Origin of the sequence: Variovorax nivicola, from assembly GCF_051216475.1 — a bacterium.
In the GTDB taxonomy this organism is placed as follows: domain Bacteria; phylum Pseudomonadota; class Gammaproteobacteria; order Burkholderiales; family Burkholderiaceae_C; genus Variovorax.
The window spans coordinates 343141-361089 of sequence record NZ_JBPJZK010000001.1; the positions used below are offsets into that span (position 1 = coordinate 343141).

Sequence of the window (17949 nt, forward strand, 5' to 3'; positions counted from 1 at the left end):
TCTCAGCCGACGCGCCTATCGCGCTGCGGCTCGGGCTTGCTCTATCCAGCCGTCGAACAGCGGGCGGTGCACCCGGATCCATCCGTCGGTGTGCCGCTCAACGTCCTGCTGCGTGTTGGCGCCTTGGCTCATGCGCAGGTTCTGCGCGTTGATGTCGCCGATCGGCAGCTTCATCACCTCGAAGAGCTTGGCCGCGGCCGGGTTCTTCTCGGCGAAGGCCCGGTTGGCGACGATCTGCTCCTGGTTGGCCTGGAAGCCGTAGTTCTTGCCGTTGGGCAACTGGGTATCGACGTTGCCGCCCTGCGAGGACGAGAAGGGCACCTGCAGCCACACCACGTCCGCCCCCGGGCGCAGCACGGCGCTCACCCAGTAGGGCGTCCACGTGTAGTACAGCACCGGCTTGTCTTGTTTGAAGCGGGCAATGGTGTCGGCCATCAGCGCGGCGTAGCTGCCCTGTTTGTGCGTGACGGTGTCGCGCAGTTGGTAGGCCGTGAGGTGGTTCTCGATGGCCAGCTCGCAGCCCCAGCCAGGGTTGCAGCCCGTGAGGTCGGCCTTGCCGTCTCCATCTGCGTCGAACAGCTTCGCGACGGCCGGGTCCTTCAGCTGCGCGATGTTCGTGATGCCGTACTGCTCGGCCGTCTTGCGGTCGATCAGGTAGCCCTGCACGGCGCCGTCCGAGTACACGCCCTTGCGCCACAGTTTGGCGTCGCCGCCGCTGTTCTTGTAGAAGTCGGCGTGCAGCAGGCTCCAGTGGTTGGCCATGAAGGTGGCGTCACCGTTGGCAATGGCCAAGTGCTCGGTGGCGGGCTCCAGGTCTTTCATGGGCTCGACGGTGTAGCCGAGCTTTTCGAGTGCGCGCATCACGAGCAGTGTCTGGAAGGCTTCTTCTGCGAGCGAGCTTTTCAGCGGCTGCACGGTGATGCCCTTGCCGGGCAGGTCGTTGGCAGCCTGGGCGGCCATGCCCGAGGCCACGAAGGCGAGGGCCAGCAGGCCGCGTGCGATGAAACTGGTCTTCTTCATGCGTTGTGTTCCTCCGTGCGGCTTATTGCGCTTGCGTGGACAGAGCGGGAACCGGCTGGTTGCCCGGTTGCGAGGGCGTACCCACGAGGCGCTGCAGCACTCGCAGCGCGAAGCCCACCGGCCCGGTGTGCCACCAGCGGCGGCCAGCGCTGCGGCGCGACTTGCCCATGGCCTGCGTCAGCCGGTCCAGCGAGATCGCCAGCAGCACGATGCCCAGGCCGCCCACGGTCGCCAGGCCCATGTCGAGCCGGCCGATGCCGCGCAGCACCATCTGGCCCAGGCCGCCCACGGCGATCATCGATGCGATGACGACCATCGACAGCGACAGCATCAGCGCCTGGTTGATGCCCGCCATGATCGACGGCATGGCCAGCGGCAGCTGCACCTTCACCAGCATCTGCCAGGGCGAGGCGCCATAGGCGCGGGCGGCCTCGATCAGGTCGGGGCGCACTTGGCGCAGGCCGAGGTTGGTCAGGCGCACCAGCGGCGCCAGCGCGAAGATGATCGTCACGATCACGCCCGGCACATTGCCGATGCCGAACAGCATCACGACCGGCACGAGGTAAACAAAGGCCGGTGTGGTCTGCATCGCGTCGAGCACCGGCCGCATGATCCGCTGCGCCCGGTCGCTGCTCGCCAGCAGCACGCCCAGCGGCAGGCCGATGACCATGCAGAACACGAGTGAGGTCAGCACCAGCGACAGAGTCACCATCGCCTCGGGCCAGATGCCCAGCATGGCCACGAGCAGCAGCGCCACCGTGGTGCCGATGGCCAGCGCGCGGCCGGCGAACTGCCAGGCCAGCAGGCCGATGAGCGCGATCATCGCCAGCGTCGGCAGTCCGGTGAGCAGGCCCTGCACCCAGTTCAGCGTGCTGTCGATGGGCAGGCGCACGGTCTGGAAGAAGGGGCGGAAGTGCTCGACCACCCAGCCGAGGCCCTGGTTGATCCAGGATTCGACGGGCAGGGAGCCGTCCCAGAGGCGGTGCAGCTGGAAGCCGCCGGTGGCGGTGTCGGCCTGTCCGGCCAACTGGTGGGCGGCGTTCACCGGCGCGTCGAGCCAGGCGCTGGTGGCCGAGGTGTCGGGCGCGGCCGAGAGCGCTTCCCACGGATCGACGAAGGTCGGGGCTGCGGGCGTGTTCAGGTCGGAAGGAAGTGTGTTGTCGTTCATCGTTCAGGTCCTTCGTGAATTCAGTGCGGCTCGGCGGCGAGAGCGGGGGCGGCGTTGGGCAAGACTGGCTCGATCGGCGGCGTGTCGCGGTCGAGGAACTTGAGCAGCGTCGTCTTGCTGATCGCACCGCAGAAGCGGCCATCACTCGCTACCACCGGCAGCGCGCACGGCGCCTGCGCGAGCTGGCCGATCAGGCCTGCCACCGGGGCTTCGGCGTCGATGCGCGGCAGCTCGTTGAGGAACGCGTGTTGCAGCCCCAGCGGGCCCGAATGCCCGTCGAGCGCGCCGCGCAGCGTGTCCGCCGACACCACGCCGAGGAAGCGCTTGTTGGGGCTCGTCACGTAGGCGAAGTCGCGGTCCTGGTCTTCCAGCAGCTTGAGCGCCGCACGCGCACCGCGCTCGGGGTGCTCGCTGACGACGGTGAGCGACTTGCGCGCGATATCAGCCGCCTTGAATACGGCCGCCGCATCCACCCCGCGCACGAAGCTGCGCACGTAGTCATCGGCGGGGCTGCGCAAAATCTCGTCGGGCGTGCCGACCTGGATCACCTGGCCGTCCTTCATGATCGCGATGCGGTCGCCGATGCGCATGGCCTCGTCGAGGTCGTGCGAAATGAAGACGATGGTGCGGCGCTGTTCCTGCTGCAGCCGCAGCAGCTCCGATTGCATCTCGGTGCGGATGATCGGGTCGAGGGCCGAGAAGGCCTCGTCCATCAGCAGGATCGACGGGTCCGAGGCCAGCGCCCGCGCCAGCCCTACGCGCTGTTGCATGCCGCCTGAGAGCTCGTCGGGGTAGCTGTCGCCCCAGCCTGCCAGCCCCACCTGCGCAAGCGCAAGGTCGGCCTGTGCAAGGCGCTCCTTTTTGCCGGTGCCCGAGAGTTCGAGGCCGAAGGCCGTGTTCTCGCGCACCGTCATGTGCGGCATCAGCGCGAACGACTGGAACACCATGCTGATGTCCTTGCGGCGCAGCGCGCGCAGCTTGGTGTCGGAGTGTTCGTTGATGTCCGCGCCGTCGATCACGATGCGGCCCGCGGTCGGCTCGATCAGCCGGTTCAGCAACCGCACCAGCGTCGACTTGCCCGAACCCGAGAGACCCATGATGACGAAGATTTCTCCGGCCTGGATTTCGAAGGTGGCGTCGAACACGCCGATCGACTGGCCGGTGCGTGCCAGGATCTCTTTCTTGGAAAAGCCTTGCCGGACCAGCTCCAGGGCTTGTTCGGGCTCGTCGCCGAACACCTTGAAGACATGGTCGATGAGAATTCCTTTGGCCATACGTCGGGGCTCCTTTGGTGAGGGGTTGACAGATCGCCACCCCCGCAAGGGCGACGCGACCACGCCCCCAGCCCATTGGATGGGCTGCCGACAGGCACTGAAGACGACATGGCGACGAAGCCAGTGCCCGCCGGATGCTTCATTCGCAGAGCAACGGGCCTGGTCGAGGGGCGCCGCCTGGATGAGCGTGACGTGGCAATGGGGACGGAAAAGATCCGGCCGGTTTGCCGGGCTGGGCCCGGCGGGAGAACCTTGCACCGCGACGGGATTCGGAGATCCGCGAGTAGTGAAGGGGTGACCTGCAAGTTCAGCAGAGCCGGAGAATCCGAACTCATCATGACTTGTTGGTCGTCAGAAGCCCTAGATCATAACTTTTCGACATGATGCGGTCAAGGCGAGAGGCGTATCGTGATGTCAGCGGCCACCCAATGGCCCCGTCAGATGCGAGCTATTCCTATTGGCCGATACTCGGGCTCGCGCCCGCCGAGCGGCGCGACCTTTCATGATCCTGCGGAGCTTTTTCTCATGACGACTTCCCCCAAGACCCGTGCCGAGCGCGATACCTTCGGACCGATCGACGTGCCGGCTGACAAGCTGTGGGGTGCGCAAACGCAGCGCTCGCTGCAGAACTTCGACATCTCCGGCGAGCAGCAGCCGCGCGAAATCATCAAGGCGCTGGCCCAGGTCAAGCGCGCGTCCGCCGTGGTCAACCACGCGCTGGGCCTGCAGGACGAAAAGAAGACCAACGCCATCGTGGCGGCCGCCGACGAAGTCATCGCCGGCAAGCACCCGGGCGAGTTCCCGCTGGTGGTCTGGCAGACCGGCTCGGGCACGCAGACCAACATGAACGTCAACGAGGTGCTGGCCAACCGCGCCAGCGAGATCCTCGGCGGCGAGCGCGGCGAAGGCCGCCTCGTGCACCCCAACGACGACGTGAACCGCAGCCAGTCGAGCAACGACGTGTTCCCGACCGCCATGCACGTGGCCGCCGTCGAAGCCATCACGCACAAGCTGCTGCCGGCCATTGCCAAGCTGCGCGGCACGCTGGAGCAGAAGTCGAAGGACTTCGCCGACATCGTGAAGATCGGCCGCACCCACCTGCAGGACGCCACGCCCCTCACGCTGGGCCAGGAGTTCTCGGGCTATGTGGCGCAGCTCGCGCACGGCGAGGCGCATGTGCGCGCCGCGCTGCCGCACCTGAGCGAACTGGCGCTGGGCGGCACGGCCGTCGGCACCGGGCTCAACGCGCCCAAGGGCTATGCTGAGCAGGTGGCGGCCGAACTGGCGAAGCTCACGGGCCTGCCGTTCGTGACCGCACCGAACAAGTTCGAAGCCATGGCCAGCGTCGACGCGCTGGTGCATGCCCACGGCGCGCTGAAGACGCTGGCCGCCAGCATGAACAAGATCGCCAATGACGTGCGCTGGCTTGCCAGCGGCCCGCGCAGCGGCATCGGCGAACTGAGCATTCCCGAGAACGAGCCGGGCTCGTCGATCATGCCGGGCAAGGTCAACCCGACCCAGAGCGAAGCCGTCACGATGCTGGCCGCACAGGTGTTCGGCAACGACGTGGCCATCAACATCGGCGGCGCCTCGGGCAACTTCGAGCTGAACGTGTTCCGACCGATGGTGGCGCACAACTTCCTGCAGAGCGTGCGCCTGCTGGCCGACGGCATGGTGAGCTTCAACGACCACTGCGCCGTGGGTATCGAGCCGAACCGCGAACGCATCACGGAGCTGGTGCAGCGCTCGCTGATGCTGGTGACGGCGCTGAACACGCACATCGGCTACGACAAGTCGGCCTACATCGCGAAGAAGGCGCACAAGGAAGGCACGAGCCTGCGCGAGGCGGCGATTGCGTCGGGCCACTTGACGGCCGAGCAGTTCGACCAGTGGGTGGTGCCGGAGAACATGACTGGCCGTTGATTCGGCCAGCTCAAACAAAAAAGGACCCGAGGGTCCTTTTTTTGTGGCCGTCAGCTCAGTAGCCGATCGTGTACCGCTGACGCGAGTGCGCCGGCTTTTCAAGCTCGTCGATGAACGCGATCGCGTAGTCCTCGAAGGTGATCCAGCTGCGGCCTTCGGCGCTCACGAGCAGGTCGTTGCTGCCCAGACGGAACTTGCCCGTGCGCTCGCCTTCGACGAATTCGGCCGAGGGCGACAGGAAGGTCCAGTCGAGTTCCTTCTCGTTGCGCAGCGTGTCGAGGAACACGCCGCCGGCCGAGGCTTCGGCGCGGTAGGCATCGGGGAAGTTCGGCGTGTCGATCACCTTCAGGCCGGGCGCCGCGAACAGGCTGCCGGCGCCGCCGACCACCAGCAGGCGCTTCACGCCCGCGCGCTTGACCGGCTCGATGATGGCCGCAGGCGGCACGGTAGAGAAGTGCGCGGCGCTGAACACGGCGTCGTGGCCGGCCAGCGCTTTTTCGAGCGCTGCGCCATCGAGCGCGTCGAGGTCGACGGCCTTCACGTTAGCGCGGCCTGCCAGCTTCTCGCTGGCCTTGCGGGCGATGGCTGTGACGGTGTGGCCGCGGCGCAGGGCTTCTTCCAGAAGGCGGCCGCCGGCGCGTCCGGTGGCGCCGATGATGGCGATGTGGCTCATGAGGGACTCCTGTGAAAGATCGAAAGATCGGATGGGATGAATCGCATCTTAGGTTTCTGGTTTCGAAAGAAATACCTCGATTTGCGCGCTTGTTTATTCCTAAAATCGTTCGAATGGACCGATTGAACGCCATGCGCGTGTTTGTGAACGTGGTCGATTCGGGCAGCCTTTCGGCCGCCGCCGACAAGCTCGACATGTCCCGCCCGGTGGTCACGCGCTACGTGGCCGAACTGGAGCAATGGACTGGCGCGCGCCTGCTGCACCGCACGACGCGCCGCCTGAGCCTCACTGCGGCCGGCGAAGAGCTGCTGCCGCGTTGCCTCCAGGTGCTGGAACTCACGGGCGACATGCAGGCCGCGGTGCGGCATCCGGCCGAGGCGCCGCGGGGGCAATTGCGCATCACCACTGGAACCTCGTTTGCGCAGGCACAACTGGCCGACGCGATTGCCGACTATGTGCGGCTCTATCCGGCCGTGATGGTTGACCTGGTGTTGCTGGACCGAACCGTCAACCTCGTGGACGAGCGCATCGACCTCGCCATCCGCACGGCGGCGGAGATCGACCCCAATCTGATCGCTCGCCGGCTCACCACGTGCCGATCGGTGGTTTGCGCCTCACCAGCCTATCTGAAGGAGCATGGAAAACCCCTGCGCGTGGAAGAACTGGCCCAGCGCAACTGCCTCACGCATTCCTACTTTGGACGCAGCCTCTGGAACTTCACGCGCAAAGACAACGGGGAGCCGGTGTCCGTGGCCGTGGATGGCAATGTCTCGGCCAACGACGCGGCGAGCCTGATGTACCTGGCAAGGGCAGGGGCCGGCATCGCGATGCTGCCGACCTATCTCACGTCGGAGCTGCTGCAGAAGGGAGAACTGGTGCGGCTCTTCAGCGATTTCGAGCCGCAGGTGGTGGGCATGTACGCCGTGTACGCCTCTCGCAAGCACATGCCGGCCACTCTGCGCACGATGCTCGACTTTCTCGCCGAGCGATTCACCGAAGTGCCTGCGTGGGACGCGCCGCACGCAGGCTAAGAGGCAAGGTTCAGTGGCCGTCGCCGGCGTGAGGCGCCGGGGCCATCAGCCGGTCGGTATAGGCAATGGCCATCGCCGAGAGCAGGAAGGCGATATGGATCACGGTCTGCGCGATCAGCACACGGTCGGTGTAGTTGTCCGCGTTGATGAAGGTCTTCAACAGGTGAATGGAACTGATGCCGATGATGGCGGTGGCCAGCTTCACCTTGAGTACCGAGGCGTTCACGTGGCTCAGCCATTCGGGCTGGTCGCGGTGGCCTTCGAGGTCCATTCGGCTCACGAAGGTCTCGTAGCCGCCCACGATCACCATGATGAGCAGATTCGAGATCATCACCACGTCGATCAGCGCCAGCACCACCAGCATGATCACCGTTTCGTTCAGCGTGCCGACCGGCGCCGCGGTCTTGTAGCCGATGCTGGTGATGAGCGCCTGCAGCGCTTCTTTGCTGCCGAACGCGGCCTCGACCAGGTGCAGCAGCTCGACCAGGAAGTGCACCACGTACACCGCCTGTGCCACGATCAGCCCCAGATACAGCGGAAGCTGCAGCCAGCGGCTCGCGAAGATCAGCTTGGGCAGGGGGCGCAGCGGTGAAGCGCGGGCTGGTACGGGCGGGTTCCGGGTGTCGAAAGGTTCGGGAGCGGACATCGGCAAGGCGGTGGTTGGGGACCGGGGATTCTAGAGGTGCCCCCGTGACGCACTCGTGATAACCCCGAGAACTAACATCGGACCCGTCAGTGACCCGTAAGTGGACCCGTCGACATTACGGCCGCACCTATCCAGGAGACATAGAGCATGAGCAGCGCATCGAAGAACATTGAATCCGTCCTGGTCGAGAACCGCGTGTTCCCGCCCGACGCCCGCGCCACGCAGGGCGCCCGCATTTCCGGCATGGCCGCCTATGAGGCCCTGTGCAAGGAGGCCGAGCAGGATTTCGAGGGGTTCTGGACCCGCCTGGCCAAGGACAACCTGGACTGGACCAAGCCCTTCACCAGGACGCTCGACGAGTCGAAGGCGCCGTTCTACGAGTGGTTCGGCGACGGTGAGCTCAACGCCAGCGCCAACTGCCTCGACAGGCACATCGGCACCCCGGTCGAGAACAAGACCGCCATCGTCTTCGAAGCCGACGACGGCGCCGTCACCAACGTCACCTACAAGGAGCTGCTCGCCCGCGTGAGCCAGTTCGCCAACGCGCTGAAGGCGCAGGGCATCCAGAAGGGCGACCGCGTCGTTATCTACATGCCGATGACGGTCGAAGGCGTGATCGCCATGCAGGCCTGCGCGCGCATCGGTGCCACTCACAGCGTGGTGTTCGGCGGCTTCTCGGCCAAGGCGCTGCAGGAGCGCATCATCGACGCGGGCGCGGTGGCGGTCATCACGGCCAACTACCAGTTGCGCGGCGGCAAGGAGCTACCGCTCAAGGCCATCGTGGACGACGGCATCGCGCTCGGCGGCTGCGAGTCGATCAAGACTGTGTTCGTGTACGAGCGCACGCCCACCGCTTGGAACCGCGTCGAAGGCCGCGACAAGACATTCGCCGAAGCGCTGAAGGGCCAGAGCACCGATTGCCCGCCCGTGCCGGTGAATGCCGAGCACCCGCTCTTCATCCTCTACACCTCGGGCTCCACCGGCAAGCCCAAGGGCGTGCAGCACGCCACCGGCGGCTACCTGCTGTGGGCCAGGCTCACGATGGACTGGACCTTCGACATCCGCCCTGAAGACGTGTTCTGGTGCACGGCCGACATCGGCTGGATTACCGGCCACACCTACGTTGCCTATGGTCCGCTCGCGGCCGGCGCCACGCAGGTGGTGTTCGAGGGCATCCCGACCTTCCCGCACGCGGGCCGCTTCTGGCAGATGATCGAGAAGCACAAGGTGTCGGTGTTCTACACCGCTCCCACTGCGATCCGCTCGCTCATCAAGGCAGCCGAGGGCGACGAAAAGGTGCATCCGAAGAACTGGGACCTCACGAGCCTGCGCATCCTCGGCTCGGTCGGCGAGCCGATCAATCCCGAAGCGTGGATGTGGTACCACCGCAATATCGGCGGCGAGCGTTGCCCCATCGTCGATACCTTCTGGCAGACCGAGACCGGTGGCCACGTGATCACGCCGTTGCCGGGCGCCACGCCGCTGGTGCCGGGCTCGTGCACGCTGCCGCTGCCGGGCATCATGACCGCCATCGTCGACGAGACCGGAAAAGACCTGCCCAACGGCGCGGGCGGCATGCTGGTCATCAAGCGGCCGTGGCCCTCGATGATCCGCACGATCTGGAACGACCCCGAGCGTTTCAAGAAGAGCTACTTCCCCGAGGAGATGGGCGGCACGATCTACCTCGCCGGCGACGGCGCGGTGCGCAGTGCCGACCGCGGCTACTTCCGCATCACCGGCCGCATCGACGACGTGCTGAACGTCTCGGGCCACCGCCTGGGCACGATGGAAATCGAATCGGCGCTGGTGTCCAAGACCGACCTCGTGGCCGAAGCCGCCGTGGTGGGCCGGCCCGATGACGTGACGGGCGAAGCGGTGTGCGCCTTCGTGGTGCTCAAGCGCGCCCGTCCGACCGGCGAGGAAGCCAAGCAGATCGCCAACGAACTGCGCGCCTGGGTCGCGAAGGAAATCGGCCCCATCGCCAAGCCCAAGGACATCCGCTTCGGCGACAACCTGCCCAAGACCCGCAGCGGCAAGATCATGCGGCGCCTGCTGCGCAGCATCGCCAAGGGCGAGGCGATCACGCAGGACACCTCGACGCTCGAGAATCCGGCCATCCTGGAGCAGTTGTCGCAGACGAACTGAGCAGTTGTGCTGTAGGACATGGCCGTCTATGCGGCCATCTGCGCCGAACGGGGCTCTTCACTGAGGTAAAACCGTCGCAACCACCGTGCGCCTCGACGTGCACGGGTTTCGACGTGTTCGATCTTTCCGAAGGAGGCCCCCATGGGCGTGAGATCCGCTTTTCTTTTTGTCATCGTGCTGCTCATCGCGGCGCTCGCCGCGCTGAACTGGGGCACGCTGTCTGCATCCACCGATGTGTGGCTGGGCTTCATGACCGTCTCGGCGCCGCTGGGCCTGATCATGCTGGGCCTGACGGTGGTGCTGGCCGCCTTCTTCCTCGTGTACGTGCTGTACCTGCACAGCTCGGTGCTGATCGACACCAAGCGCCACACCAAGGAAATGCAGGTCCAGCGCGACCTGGCAGACAAGGCCGAAGCCTCGCGCTTCACCGAGCTGCGCAACTTCCTGGAGGCGCAGGAGAACAAGCACATGGCGCAGAACGCCGATCGTCAGGCGGCGATGCTGGCACGCCTGGAGCAGCTCGAAACCGCGATCCGCCTGCGCTCAGACCAGACCGACAACACCGTGGCCGCGCACATCGGCCAGCTCGAAGATCGCATCGAACGCCGGCCGGTGCCGGCGGACATCAATCCGCAGGCGTGATGACCCTGGGGCCTACTTCGTAGACAGCACCCAGGCCGCGAGCTTCTTTGCGTCGGCTTCGCTGACCTGGTTGTTCGCAGGCATCGGCACCGGTCCCCACACGCCGGAGCCGCCCTTCATGATCTTGCTGGCAAGGGTGTCGACAGCACCCTTGTCGTCCTTGTACTTGGCGGCCACGTCCTTGAACGACGGGCCGAGCACCTTGCGCTCGACCGCGTGGCAGCTCATGCAGTTCTTCGAAGTCGCCAGGGCCAGGTCGGCGAAGGCGGGTGCGGCGAGCGCTACGAGGCCGAGGCCCAGAGCTGCCGACAACAACACTCTTTTCATGGGGGATCTATTTGGTAAGGGCTGAGTTACATTCGACTCAACGCGATTGTAGGTAGCACCGTGCACGGCGTACGGATGCGTTGCCAGTACGACCCGGAGGGATTCGCAATGTGGTTTCTGGCATTGGGCCTGCTTGGACTGGCCCTCAAGTATTTCGAAGTAGGCATGGTCGCCGGCTGGAGCTGGTGGATCGTGCTGTCTCCGTTCGCGATGGCGGTCGCGTGGTGGGCCTGGGCCGATTCGTCGGGCTATACCAAGCGCAAGGTCATCGAACGGGAAGAGCGGCGCAAGCAGGACCGCATCGACCGCCAGAAGACCAACATGGGCGTGAAGACCAGCAACGGGCAGCGCCCGCGCCGCTGAGTCAGCTCCATCGGCCGAAGTCCCAGCACATGCATCAAGCAGAAGTGCCATGGACGAAGAAGCCACCACCCACGCGCTGATCGTCTTTGGGCTGTCCCTGCTGCTCGGCCCAGCCATCGGCGGGCTCGTGGGGTGGCTCAAGAGCTTTTTCTGGGGTGTCGGAGTTGGCGCATTGCTGATCGGCTTCGCCGGCCTCTACGGTGCAGCCACCATCGGCTGGCACCGCTACCAGTCGATTGCCGGAACCACCAGCGTGCAGGGCAGCCTGGTCGAGTTCGTCGACGAGCAAAGCAAGGACAGCAAGGGCCGCACCACGGTGTCGCGCGCGCCCGTCGTCGAATACACCGCATCCGACGGGGAGAAGCGCCGCGTCAAGGGGCTGGGCGGTGGCCTGTCGGGCAAGGAGTGGGGCGACGCGGTGGAGGTGCGCTACAGCGTGGCCGATCCCTCGAAGGCGCTGGTGGCCGACTTCCAGAACATGTGGGGCGGGGTCTGGGGGCTCGGCATCTTCGGTGCGTTTCCGAGCATGTTCGGCCTGTTCTTCATTGGCATGGCGCTGAAGGAGGGGCGCAGCAGGTATGGCTACGGCAGCAGGCCACCGCCGGTGCGCGAGCCCACGCCCGTGCAGAAACGCTGGCGCACGCGCGGCACCGTGCTCGCCAACATCGTCTTCCTGGCCGGCTTTGCGCTGGTGTTTCTCTATCCCGATCCGGAACCGATGAAGCAGTTTGGCGCAGGCTTCATGACCATCGGCACTGGCGCCATGCTGCACTTTCTTGTGCAAAGCCTGCCGCCGGCGTTGGAGTTCCAGGCCCGCAGCATCCTCGCGATCGTAGGTCTCGGGTTTTTGGCCTTCGGCTACGGCGCGTGGATGATGGCCTGATCGACGGTTTTCAGAACTTGTCGAGCACCGCGCCCGAGCTCGCGCTCGAGGCGTTGAACGCGAACTTCGCCTGCACGCCGCGCGTGTAGCGCGGTGCCGGCGCCTTCCAGCCTTCGCGGCGCTTGGCGATCTCGGCTTCGGGCACGTTCAGTTCGAGCCTGAGTTCGTGCGCGTCGATGGTGATCGAGTCGCCCTCGTTCACGAAGGCGATGGTGCCGCCGGCAGCCGCTTCGGGCGCCACGTGGCCCACCACCATGCCCCAGGTGCCGCCCGAGAAGCGGCCGTCGGTGATCAGGCCCACGCTTTCGCCGAGGCCCGCGCCGATCAGCGCACCGGTCGGCGCCAGCATCTCGGGCATGCCCGGACCACCCTTGGGGCCGAGGTAGCGCAGCACCATCACGTCGCCGGCCTTGATCTTGCCGTCGAGAATCGCCTTGAGCGCCGATTGCTCGTCGTCGAACACACGCGCCGGGCCGGTGATGACCGGGTTCTTCAGGCCGGTGATCTTGGCGACCGCGCCTTCGGGCGACAGGTTGCCCTTCAGGATGGCGAGGTGGCCCTCCGCGTACATGGGCTTGTCGATGGGGCGGATCACGTCCTGGTCGGCGCGCGGCACGTCAGGCACGTCCTTCAGCACTTCGGCGATGGTCTGGCCGCTGATGGTGATGCAGTCGCCGTGCAGCAGGCCGGCCTTCAGCAGCACCTTCATCACTTGGGGAATGCCGCCGGCCTGGTGCAGGTCGACTGCGAGGTACTTGCCCGAGGGCTTCAGGTCGCAGATGACGGGCACCTTCTTGCGCATGCGCTCGAAGTCGTCGATGGTCCATTCGACCTCGGCCGCGTGCGCAATGGCCAGGAAGTGCAGCACCGCGTTGGTCGAGCCGCCCGTGGCCATGATGACCGCCACCGCGTTCTCGATGGCCTTCTTGGTCACGATGTCGCGCGGCTTCAGGTCTTTCTTGATCGCCTCGATCAGCACCTTGGCCGATTCCTTGGCCGAGTTGGCCTTTTCGTCGTGCGGGTTGGCCATGGTCGACGAGTAGGGCAGCGAGATGCCCAGCGCCTCGAATGCGCTCGACATGGTGTTGGCCGTGTACATGCCGCCGCACGAGCCGGTGCCGGGAATGGCGCGTCTTTCGATCTCGTGCAGGTCTTCGTCGCTCATGTTGCCGGCGGCGTTCTGGCCCACGGCCTCGAACACGCTCACGATGTTCAGGTCCTGGCCCTTGTAGCGGCCCGGCAGGATGGTGCCGCCGTAGACATAGATGGCCGGCACGTTGGCGCGCAGCATGCCCATCAGGCCGCCGGGCATGTTCTTGTCGCAGCCGCCGACCACCAGCACGCCGTCCATCCACTGGCCGCCCACGCAGGTCTCGATGCAGTCGGAAATGACCTCGCGGCTGACCAGCGAGTACTTCATGCCCTCGGTGCCCATGGCCATGCCGTCGGAGATGGTGGGCGTGCCGAACACCTGCGCGTTGCCACCGGCTTCCTCGATGCCCGCGATGGCCGCGTCGGCCAGCTTCTGCAGGCCCGAGTTGCAGGGCGTGATGGTGCTGTGGCCATTGGCGACGCCGACCATCGGCTTCTTGAAGTCGCCTTCTTCGTAGCCCATGGCGTAGAACATCGAGCGGTTGGGGGCGCGGCTCTTGCCTTCGACGATGTTGGCGCTGCGGCGGTTGATCTGGATTGGCTTGGTGTCCATGGTGTCTCTTCTATCGTGGGGAGATCGGGGAGCCCAAGTATCGGACTTCTGATTGATTGCTTCCAATCCATTTTCACGCGTGGATTGATATGCTCGGCATATGAATGAAGCCCTGATCGACCTGCGGGCCTGGCGCCAGTTCGTCGCCGTGGCCGAAGAACTGCACTTCGGCCGCGCCGCGCTGCGGCTGCACATGACGCAGCCACCGGTCACGCAAGCCATTGCCCAGCTCGAGAAGACGCTGGGCGTGGTGCTGTTCGACCGCACCCGGCGGCGGGTGGCGCTCACACCGGCCGGCGAGGCCCTGCTGCCCGATGTGCGCGAACTGCTGGCCCGCGCGCAGGCGCTGCCGGCACGGGCTCGGGCGGCGGCGGCGGGGCAGGTGGGCCGGGTGCGCATTGCCTTCGTCTCGACCGTCGGCTTCGAGCAACTGCCGGCCTGGGTGCGCGAGTTTCGCGTGCTGTGCCCCGAGGTGGCGCTGGAGCTGGTCGAAGCCACCGGCGACGTGCAGCTCGAAGCCTTCGCACGCGGTGAGATCGACGCGGGGCTGATGCTGCATTCGCCCGGTGCGGCGCCGCCGGGGCTTGCGCGCTTGCCGGTGGAGGAAGAGGCGCTGGTGCTGGCCCTGCCGGCGCAGCACCGGCTCGCCCGCGCACGGCCCGTACCGCTGGCGGAGGTGCTGGCCGAGCCGCTGGTGATTTTTCCGCGCCGTATCGTGCCCTCGCTGCACGACGCGGTCTTCGACCTCTACCACGCGGCCGGCCGCGCGCCGCAGGTGGCGCAGGAGGCCATCCAGATGCAGACCATCGTCAATCTGGTGTCGGGCGGCATCGGCGTGGCCTGGGTGCCGCACAGCGTGATGCAGTTCCGGCGCGCAGGCGTCGTCTACCGGCAGGTGGACGAGTTCAAAGGCGTGGGGCGGCGTCGCGTGGCGTTGCCGGCATGCGAGACAAGCCTCGTGTGGCCCGCACAGGCCGCGCATCCGGCGCTGGCGCGCTTCGTGGCATTCGTGCGCGAGCGCACGGCGCAGGCCCAGGCGAAATAGCGGGCAGGGGCGCCTGCCTCTGCCGCTATCTGCGCGATGTCCGCGCGGTACCCGTCCTGGGCATCGCAGGCGGATCGAGCGAATCGGCAAGCAGGGTTTCGAGCCATCCTGCGAAGGCCTGCATGCGCCGCGACAGGTTGCGCCGGTGCGGGTACACCAACTGCACCGGCAGTGGCTCGGCGCGCGCTTCGTGCAGCACCTCGACCAGCTCGCCGGCCGCGAGGTGCTCGCGCACGTCGTACGCCGGGATCTGGATCAGGCCCAGCCCGGCCAGCGCGCAGGCGATATAGGTCTCGGCGTTGTTTGCCGCCACCTGGCTGCGCATGCGCAAGCTCGTGGTTTCCCCGTCGCGCCGCCATTCCCACGGTGCCGCGCGCCCGCTGGTCGGCGAGGCGTAGTTGACGGCCATATGCTGCGGCAGATCGGCGGGCGTGCGCGGCGTGCCGTGTCGCGCCAGGTAGGCCGGGCTCGCGCAGTTGATCAGCGTGAAATGCCCGAGCGGCCGCGCCACCAGGCTGCTGCTGGTCAGCGGCCCCACGCGCAGCGCGCAGTCGACGCCTTCGAGCACGAGGTCCACCGCGCGGTCGCTGGAGCCCAGTTCGAGCTCGATGGCCGGGTGGCGCTCGAAGAAGCCCGGCAACGCCGGCGCGATCAGCCGCCGCGCGATGCGGCTCGGCACGTCGACCTTGAGCCGTCCGCTCACCTGGCCATGCGCGGGCAGGAACTGCTGCTCCATGTCTTCCATGTCGGCGACCAGCGCGCGGGCGCGCTCCAGCATCACTTCGCCGTCGGGCGTGAGGCCCACGCGGCGCGTGGTCCGGTGCAGCAGGCGCGAGCCGAGGCGGGTTTCGAGTTGCTGCACGGCCGTCGAGATGGTTGCGCGCGGCAGGCCCAGGCGGTCGGCTGCGCGCGTGAAGCTGCCGGCTTCGGCTACGCGCACGAAAACCTGGAGGAGGTCGATGCGGTCCATGGAATTGCCGAGATTGTTCGTGAATTAATGAACAGTCTAGCCTCGACTGGGTTATTTATCTGCTCAGTGCCGATCAATAGACTGAATGCTCCCGTCACGCATCCACCCTCTACAAAGGAGTCCATTCATGTCCGCACGCACTCTCAAGAACAAGGTCGTCGTCATCGCCGGCGGTGGCAAGAACCTCGGAGCCCTCATCGGCCACCAGATGGTCGACGGCGGCGCGCGAGGCGTCGCTATTCACTACAACAGCGACGCCTCGCGCGCCGATGCCGAGAAGACCGCCGCCGCGCTCAAAGCCAAGGGCGCCGACACGCTGCTGGTGCAGGGCGATCTCTCGGTGGTCGACAACAGCGTGAAGCTGTTCGACCAGGCCGTGAAGCATTTCGGGCAGGTCGATATCGCCATCAATACCGCTGGCGTCGTCATCAAGAAGCCGATCCTCGACGTCACCGAGGCCGACTATGACAAGAGCTTCGACGCCAACGCCAAGGCCGCCTTCTTCTTTATCCAGCAGGCCGGCCGCACGCTGGCTGACGGCGGCAGCATCGTCACGCTGGTGAGTTCGCTGCTGGCCGCCTACACGCCGTTCTATGCGATCTATCCGGGCTCGAAGGCGGCGGTGGAGCACTACACGCGCGCCGCGTCGAAGGAGTTCGGCGAGCGCGGCATCTCGGTCAACGCGATCGGCCCCGGCCCCATGGACACGCCGTTCTTCTACGGGCAGGAGAGCAAGGAGGCCGTCGAGTACCACAGCAGCGCCGCCGCACTCAGTAAGTTCTCGAAGAAGGGCCTCACCGACATCGAGGACATCGCGCCCATCGTGCGCTTCCTCGTCACCGAAGGCTGGTGGATCACTGGGCAGACGATTTTTGCCAACGGCGGCTACACCACGCGCTGATTCACCCACTGATCCGGCAAGATGCCGCCTGGAGGACAAACGACATGCACACGATCATGGTGATGGGCGGCGGCTTCGTGCTGCTGGTGGTGTTCCTGCTGGCCGCGCGCTTCATGGGCGAGGGCTCTTCGGCGGCGCTGGCCGCGGCGGCAAAGTGGTTCATTCCGGCGTGGTTCATCGGCGCTGGCATCAACATGGCCGTGGGCGTGATCAAGGCGGGGTACTCGGTGGCCGAGGAGCTGCCGATCTTCCTGCTGATCTTCGCGGTGCCGGCCGTGGTGGCGGGGCTGCTGTGGTGGAAGTTCGGGCGCTAGTTCTTTGGTAGCGGCCTGAATATCCCCGTCCCGGCCCAGACATTCGGCCGGGGCACAATCCGCGGATGCTCATGTATCCGCAGATCAACCCCATCGCCCTGCAACTCGGGCCGGTGGCCATTCACTGGTACGGCCTGACCTACCTGGCCGCATTCGCGCTGTTCTATTTTCTCGGCACGCGCCGGCTGCGGCATGAGCCGTACCGCTCGCTGGTGGGCGCGGGTGCATGGCAGCGCAGGGACATCGAGGACATTCTTTTCCTCGGCGTGATGGGCGTCATCGTCGGAGGGCGGCTGGGCTACTGCCTGTTCTACAAGCCCGAGTTCTATCTCACGCATCCGCTCGAAATTCTCTACGTGTGGCAGGGCGGCATGAGTTTCCATGGCGGGCTGCTCGGCGTGATCGGCGCGATGGTCTGGTTCTCGCGTTCGCGCGCACGGCCGTTCTGGCAGGTGATGGACTTCGTCGCACCCTGCGTGCCGACAGGTCTTGCAGCCGGCCGCGTGGGCAACTTCATCAACGGCGAGCTGTGGGGCCGTTTCAGCAGCCCCGACTTGCCTTGGGGCATGGTGTTTCCGCAGAGCGGATCGATGCTGCCGCGCCATCCCTCGCAGGTCTACCAGTTCCTGCTCGAAGGGCTGCTGCTCTTCGTTGTGATGTGGCTCTATGCGCGCAAGGAGCGCAAGCAGGGGCAGGTGGCTTCGGTGTTCCTGATCGGCTACGGCGTGCTGCGCTTCGTGGCCGAATACTTCCGCGAGCCCGACGATTTCCTCGGCCTGCGCGCGCTTAACCTGAGCCAGGGGCAGTGGCTCAGCGTGCCGATGGTGATCGCCGGCATCGCGCTGTGGTTCTGGTTCGGTCGCGCTGGTGGCAAGACCGCTACCGCGCGCGCTTGAGCCTCTTCAATCGGAAGTTCGCA

General features: G+C 66.1%; 18 protein-coding genes. 10 read left to right on the forward strand and 8 right to left on the reverse strand.

What is annotated here, in order from left to right; genetic code table 11:
* Nucleotides 1-15: 15 nt before the first annotated feature.
* Genes proX through proV form a run of 3 tightly spaced genes read right to left on the reverse strand, consistent with a single transcriptional unit; the run spans nucleotide 16 to nucleotide 3462 of the window.
* The gene (proX, locus tag ACSFBF_RS01580; RefSeq protein WP_435464617.1) at nucleotides 16-1020 is read right to left on the reverse strand and encodes a glycine betaine/L-proline ABC transporter substrate-binding protein ProX; all 1005 of its coding nucleotides are present in this window, start codon (nucleotides 1018-1020) and stop codon (nucleotides 16-18) included.
* Nucleotides 1021-1042: 22 nt separating this feature from the next.
* The gene (proW, locus tag ACSFBF_RS01585) at nucleotides 1043-2188 is read right to left on the reverse strand and encodes a glycine betaine/L-proline ABC transporter permease ProW (RefSeq protein WP_435464618.1); all 1146 of its coding nucleotides are present in this window, start codon (nucleotides 2186-2188) and stop codon (nucleotides 1043-1045) included.
* A gap of 20 nt (nucleotides 2189-2208) precedes the next feature.
* Nucleotides 2209-3462, reverse strand: a complete 1254-nt coding sequence (proV, locus tag ACSFBF_RS01590; protein WP_435464619.1) for a glycine betaine/L-proline ABC transporter ATP-binding protein ProV — start codon at nucleotides 3460-3462, stop codon at nucleotides 2209-2211.
* Nucleotides 3463-3987: 525 nt separating this feature from the next.
* On the opposite strand from proV, the gene fumC reads away from it, so the two are divergent.
* The gene (gene fumC / locus ACSFBF_RS01595) at nucleotides 3988-5385 is read left to right on the forward strand and encodes a class II fumarate hydratase (protein WP_435458412.1); all 1398 of its coding nucleotides are present in this window, start codon (nucleotides 3988-3990) and stop codon (nucleotides 5383-5385) included.
* A gap of 55 nt (nucleotides 5386-5440) precedes the next feature.
* Here the strand turns inward: fumC and ACSFBF_RS01600 are convergent, their stop codons facing one another.
* Nucleotides 5441-6058, reverse strand: a complete 618-nt coding sequence (locus tag ACSFBF_RS01600) for an NAD(P)-dependent oxidoreductase (protein ID WP_435464620.1) — start codon at nucleotides 6056-6058, stop codon at nucleotides 5441-5443.
* A gap of 113 nt (nucleotides 6059-6171) precedes the next feature.
* Between ACSFBF_RS01600 and ACSFBF_RS01605 the strand changes: the two genes are divergently transcribed.
* Nucleotides 6172-7089, forward strand: a complete 918-nt coding sequence (locus ACSFBF_RS01605; protein ID WP_435464621.1) for a LysR family transcriptional regulator — start codon at nucleotides 6172-6174, stop codon at nucleotides 7087-7089.
* Nucleotides 7090-7099: 10 nt separating this feature from the next.
* On the opposite strand, the gene ACSFBF_RS01610 is transcribed toward ACSFBF_RS01605, so the two are convergent.
* Entirely contained in the window at nucleotides 7100-7735 is a 636-nt protein-coding gene (locus ACSFBF_RS01610) for a YqhA family protein (RefSeq protein ID WP_435464622.1), read from the reverse strand.
* Nucleotides 7736-7882: 147 nt separating this feature from the next.
* Between ACSFBF_RS01610 and acs the strand changes: the two genes are divergently transcribed.
* Both acs and ACSFBF_RS01620 read left to right on the forward strand, forming a co-directional pair.
* Entirely contained in the window at nucleotides 7883-9880 is a 1998-nt protein-coding gene (gene acs / locus ACSFBF_RS01615) for an acetate--CoA ligase (RefSeq protein ID WP_435464623.1), read from the forward strand.
* A gap of 141 nt (nucleotides 9881-10021) precedes the next feature.
* Nucleotides 10022-10522 (forward strand): SPFH domain-containing protein, encoded by a 501-nt coding sequence (locus ACSFBF_RS01620; RefSeq protein ID WP_093073774.1) that lies wholly within the window; start codon nucleotides 10022-10024, stop codon nucleotides 10520-10522.
* A gap of 12 nt (nucleotides 10523-10534) precedes the next feature.
* Here ACSFBF_RS01620 and ACSFBF_RS01625 read toward each other — a convergent pair whose 3' ends face one another.
* Complete coding sequence (locus tag ACSFBF_RS01625; protein WP_435464624.1) at nucleotides 10535-10849, reverse strand: c-type cytochrome; 315 nt, start codon at nucleotides 10847-10849, stop codon at nucleotides 10535-10537.
* Nucleotides 10850-10957: 108 nt separating this feature from the next.
* Here ACSFBF_RS01625 and ACSFBF_RS01630 point away from each other — a divergent pair, with 108 nt between their 5' ends.
* Nucleotides 10958-11212 (forward strand): TIGR04438 family Trp-rich protein, encoded by a 255-nt coding sequence (locus ACSFBF_RS01630; protein ID WP_435464625.1) that lies wholly within the window; start codon nucleotides 10958-10960, stop codon nucleotides 11210-11212.
* 49 nt (nucleotides 11213-11261) lie between these two features.
* Nucleotides 11262-12095, forward strand: a complete 834-nt coding sequence (locus ACSFBF_RS01635) for a DUF3592 domain-containing protein (RefSeq protein WP_435464626.1) — start codon at nucleotides 11262-11264, stop codon at nucleotides 12093-12095.
* A 10-nt stretch (nucleotides 12096-12105) separates the two neighbouring features.
* On the opposite strand, the gene ilvD is transcribed toward ACSFBF_RS01635, so the two are convergent.
* Nucleotides 12106-13800, reverse strand: a complete 1695-nt coding sequence (gene ilvD / locus ACSFBF_RS01640; protein ID WP_435464627.1) for a dihydroxy-acid dehydratase — start codon at nucleotides 13798-13800, stop codon at nucleotides 12106-12108.
* Between the two features lie 100 nt (nucleotides 13801-13900).
* Between ilvD and ACSFBF_RS01645 the strand changes: the two genes are divergently transcribed.
* On the forward strand, nucleotides 13901-14845 hold the full coding sequence (locus ACSFBF_RS01645) for a LysR family transcriptional regulator (protein ID WP_435464628.1): 945 nt from the start codon (nucleotides 13901-13903) through the stop codon (nucleotides 14843-14845).
* A gap of 25 nt (nucleotides 14846-14870) precedes the next feature.
* Here ACSFBF_RS01645 and ACSFBF_RS01650 read toward each other — a convergent pair whose 3' ends face one another.
* Nucleotides 14871-15815: a LysR family transcriptional regulator gene (locus ACSFBF_RS01650; RefSeq protein ID WP_435464629.1), complete on the reverse strand. Its 945-nt coding sequence runs from the start codon at nucleotides 15813-15815 to the stop codon at nucleotides 14871-14873.
* Nucleotides 15816-15942: 127 nt separating this feature from the next.
* Here ACSFBF_RS01650 and ACSFBF_RS01655 point away from each other — a divergent pair, with 127 nt between their 5' ends.
* The 3 genes from ACSFBF_RS01655 (at nucleotide 15943) to lgt (ending at nucleotide 17926) form a co-directional block, all read left to right on the forward strand.
* Nucleotides 15943-16716, forward strand: coding sequence for an SDR family oxidoreductase (locus ACSFBF_RS01655; RefSeq protein WP_435464630.1), 774 nt, complete (start codon nucleotides 15943-15945; stop codon nucleotides 16714-16716).
* 44 nt (nucleotides 16717-16760) lie between these two features.
* Nucleotides 16761-17030 carry a hypothetical protein gene (locus ACSFBF_RS01660; RefSeq protein WP_435464631.1) on the forward strand — a complete coding sequence of 90 codons (270 nt, stop codon included), beginning with the start codon at nucleotides 16761-16763 and terminating at the stop codon, nucleotides 17028-17030.
* Between the two features lie 65 nt (nucleotides 17031-17095).
* Nucleotides 17096-17926: a prolipoprotein diacylglyceryl transferase gene (gene lgt, locus ACSFBF_RS01665; RefSeq protein ID WP_435464632.1), complete on the forward strand. Its 831-nt coding sequence runs from the start codon at nucleotides 17096-17098 to the stop codon at nucleotides 17924-17926.
* Nucleotides 17927-17949: the final 23 nt, after the last annotated feature.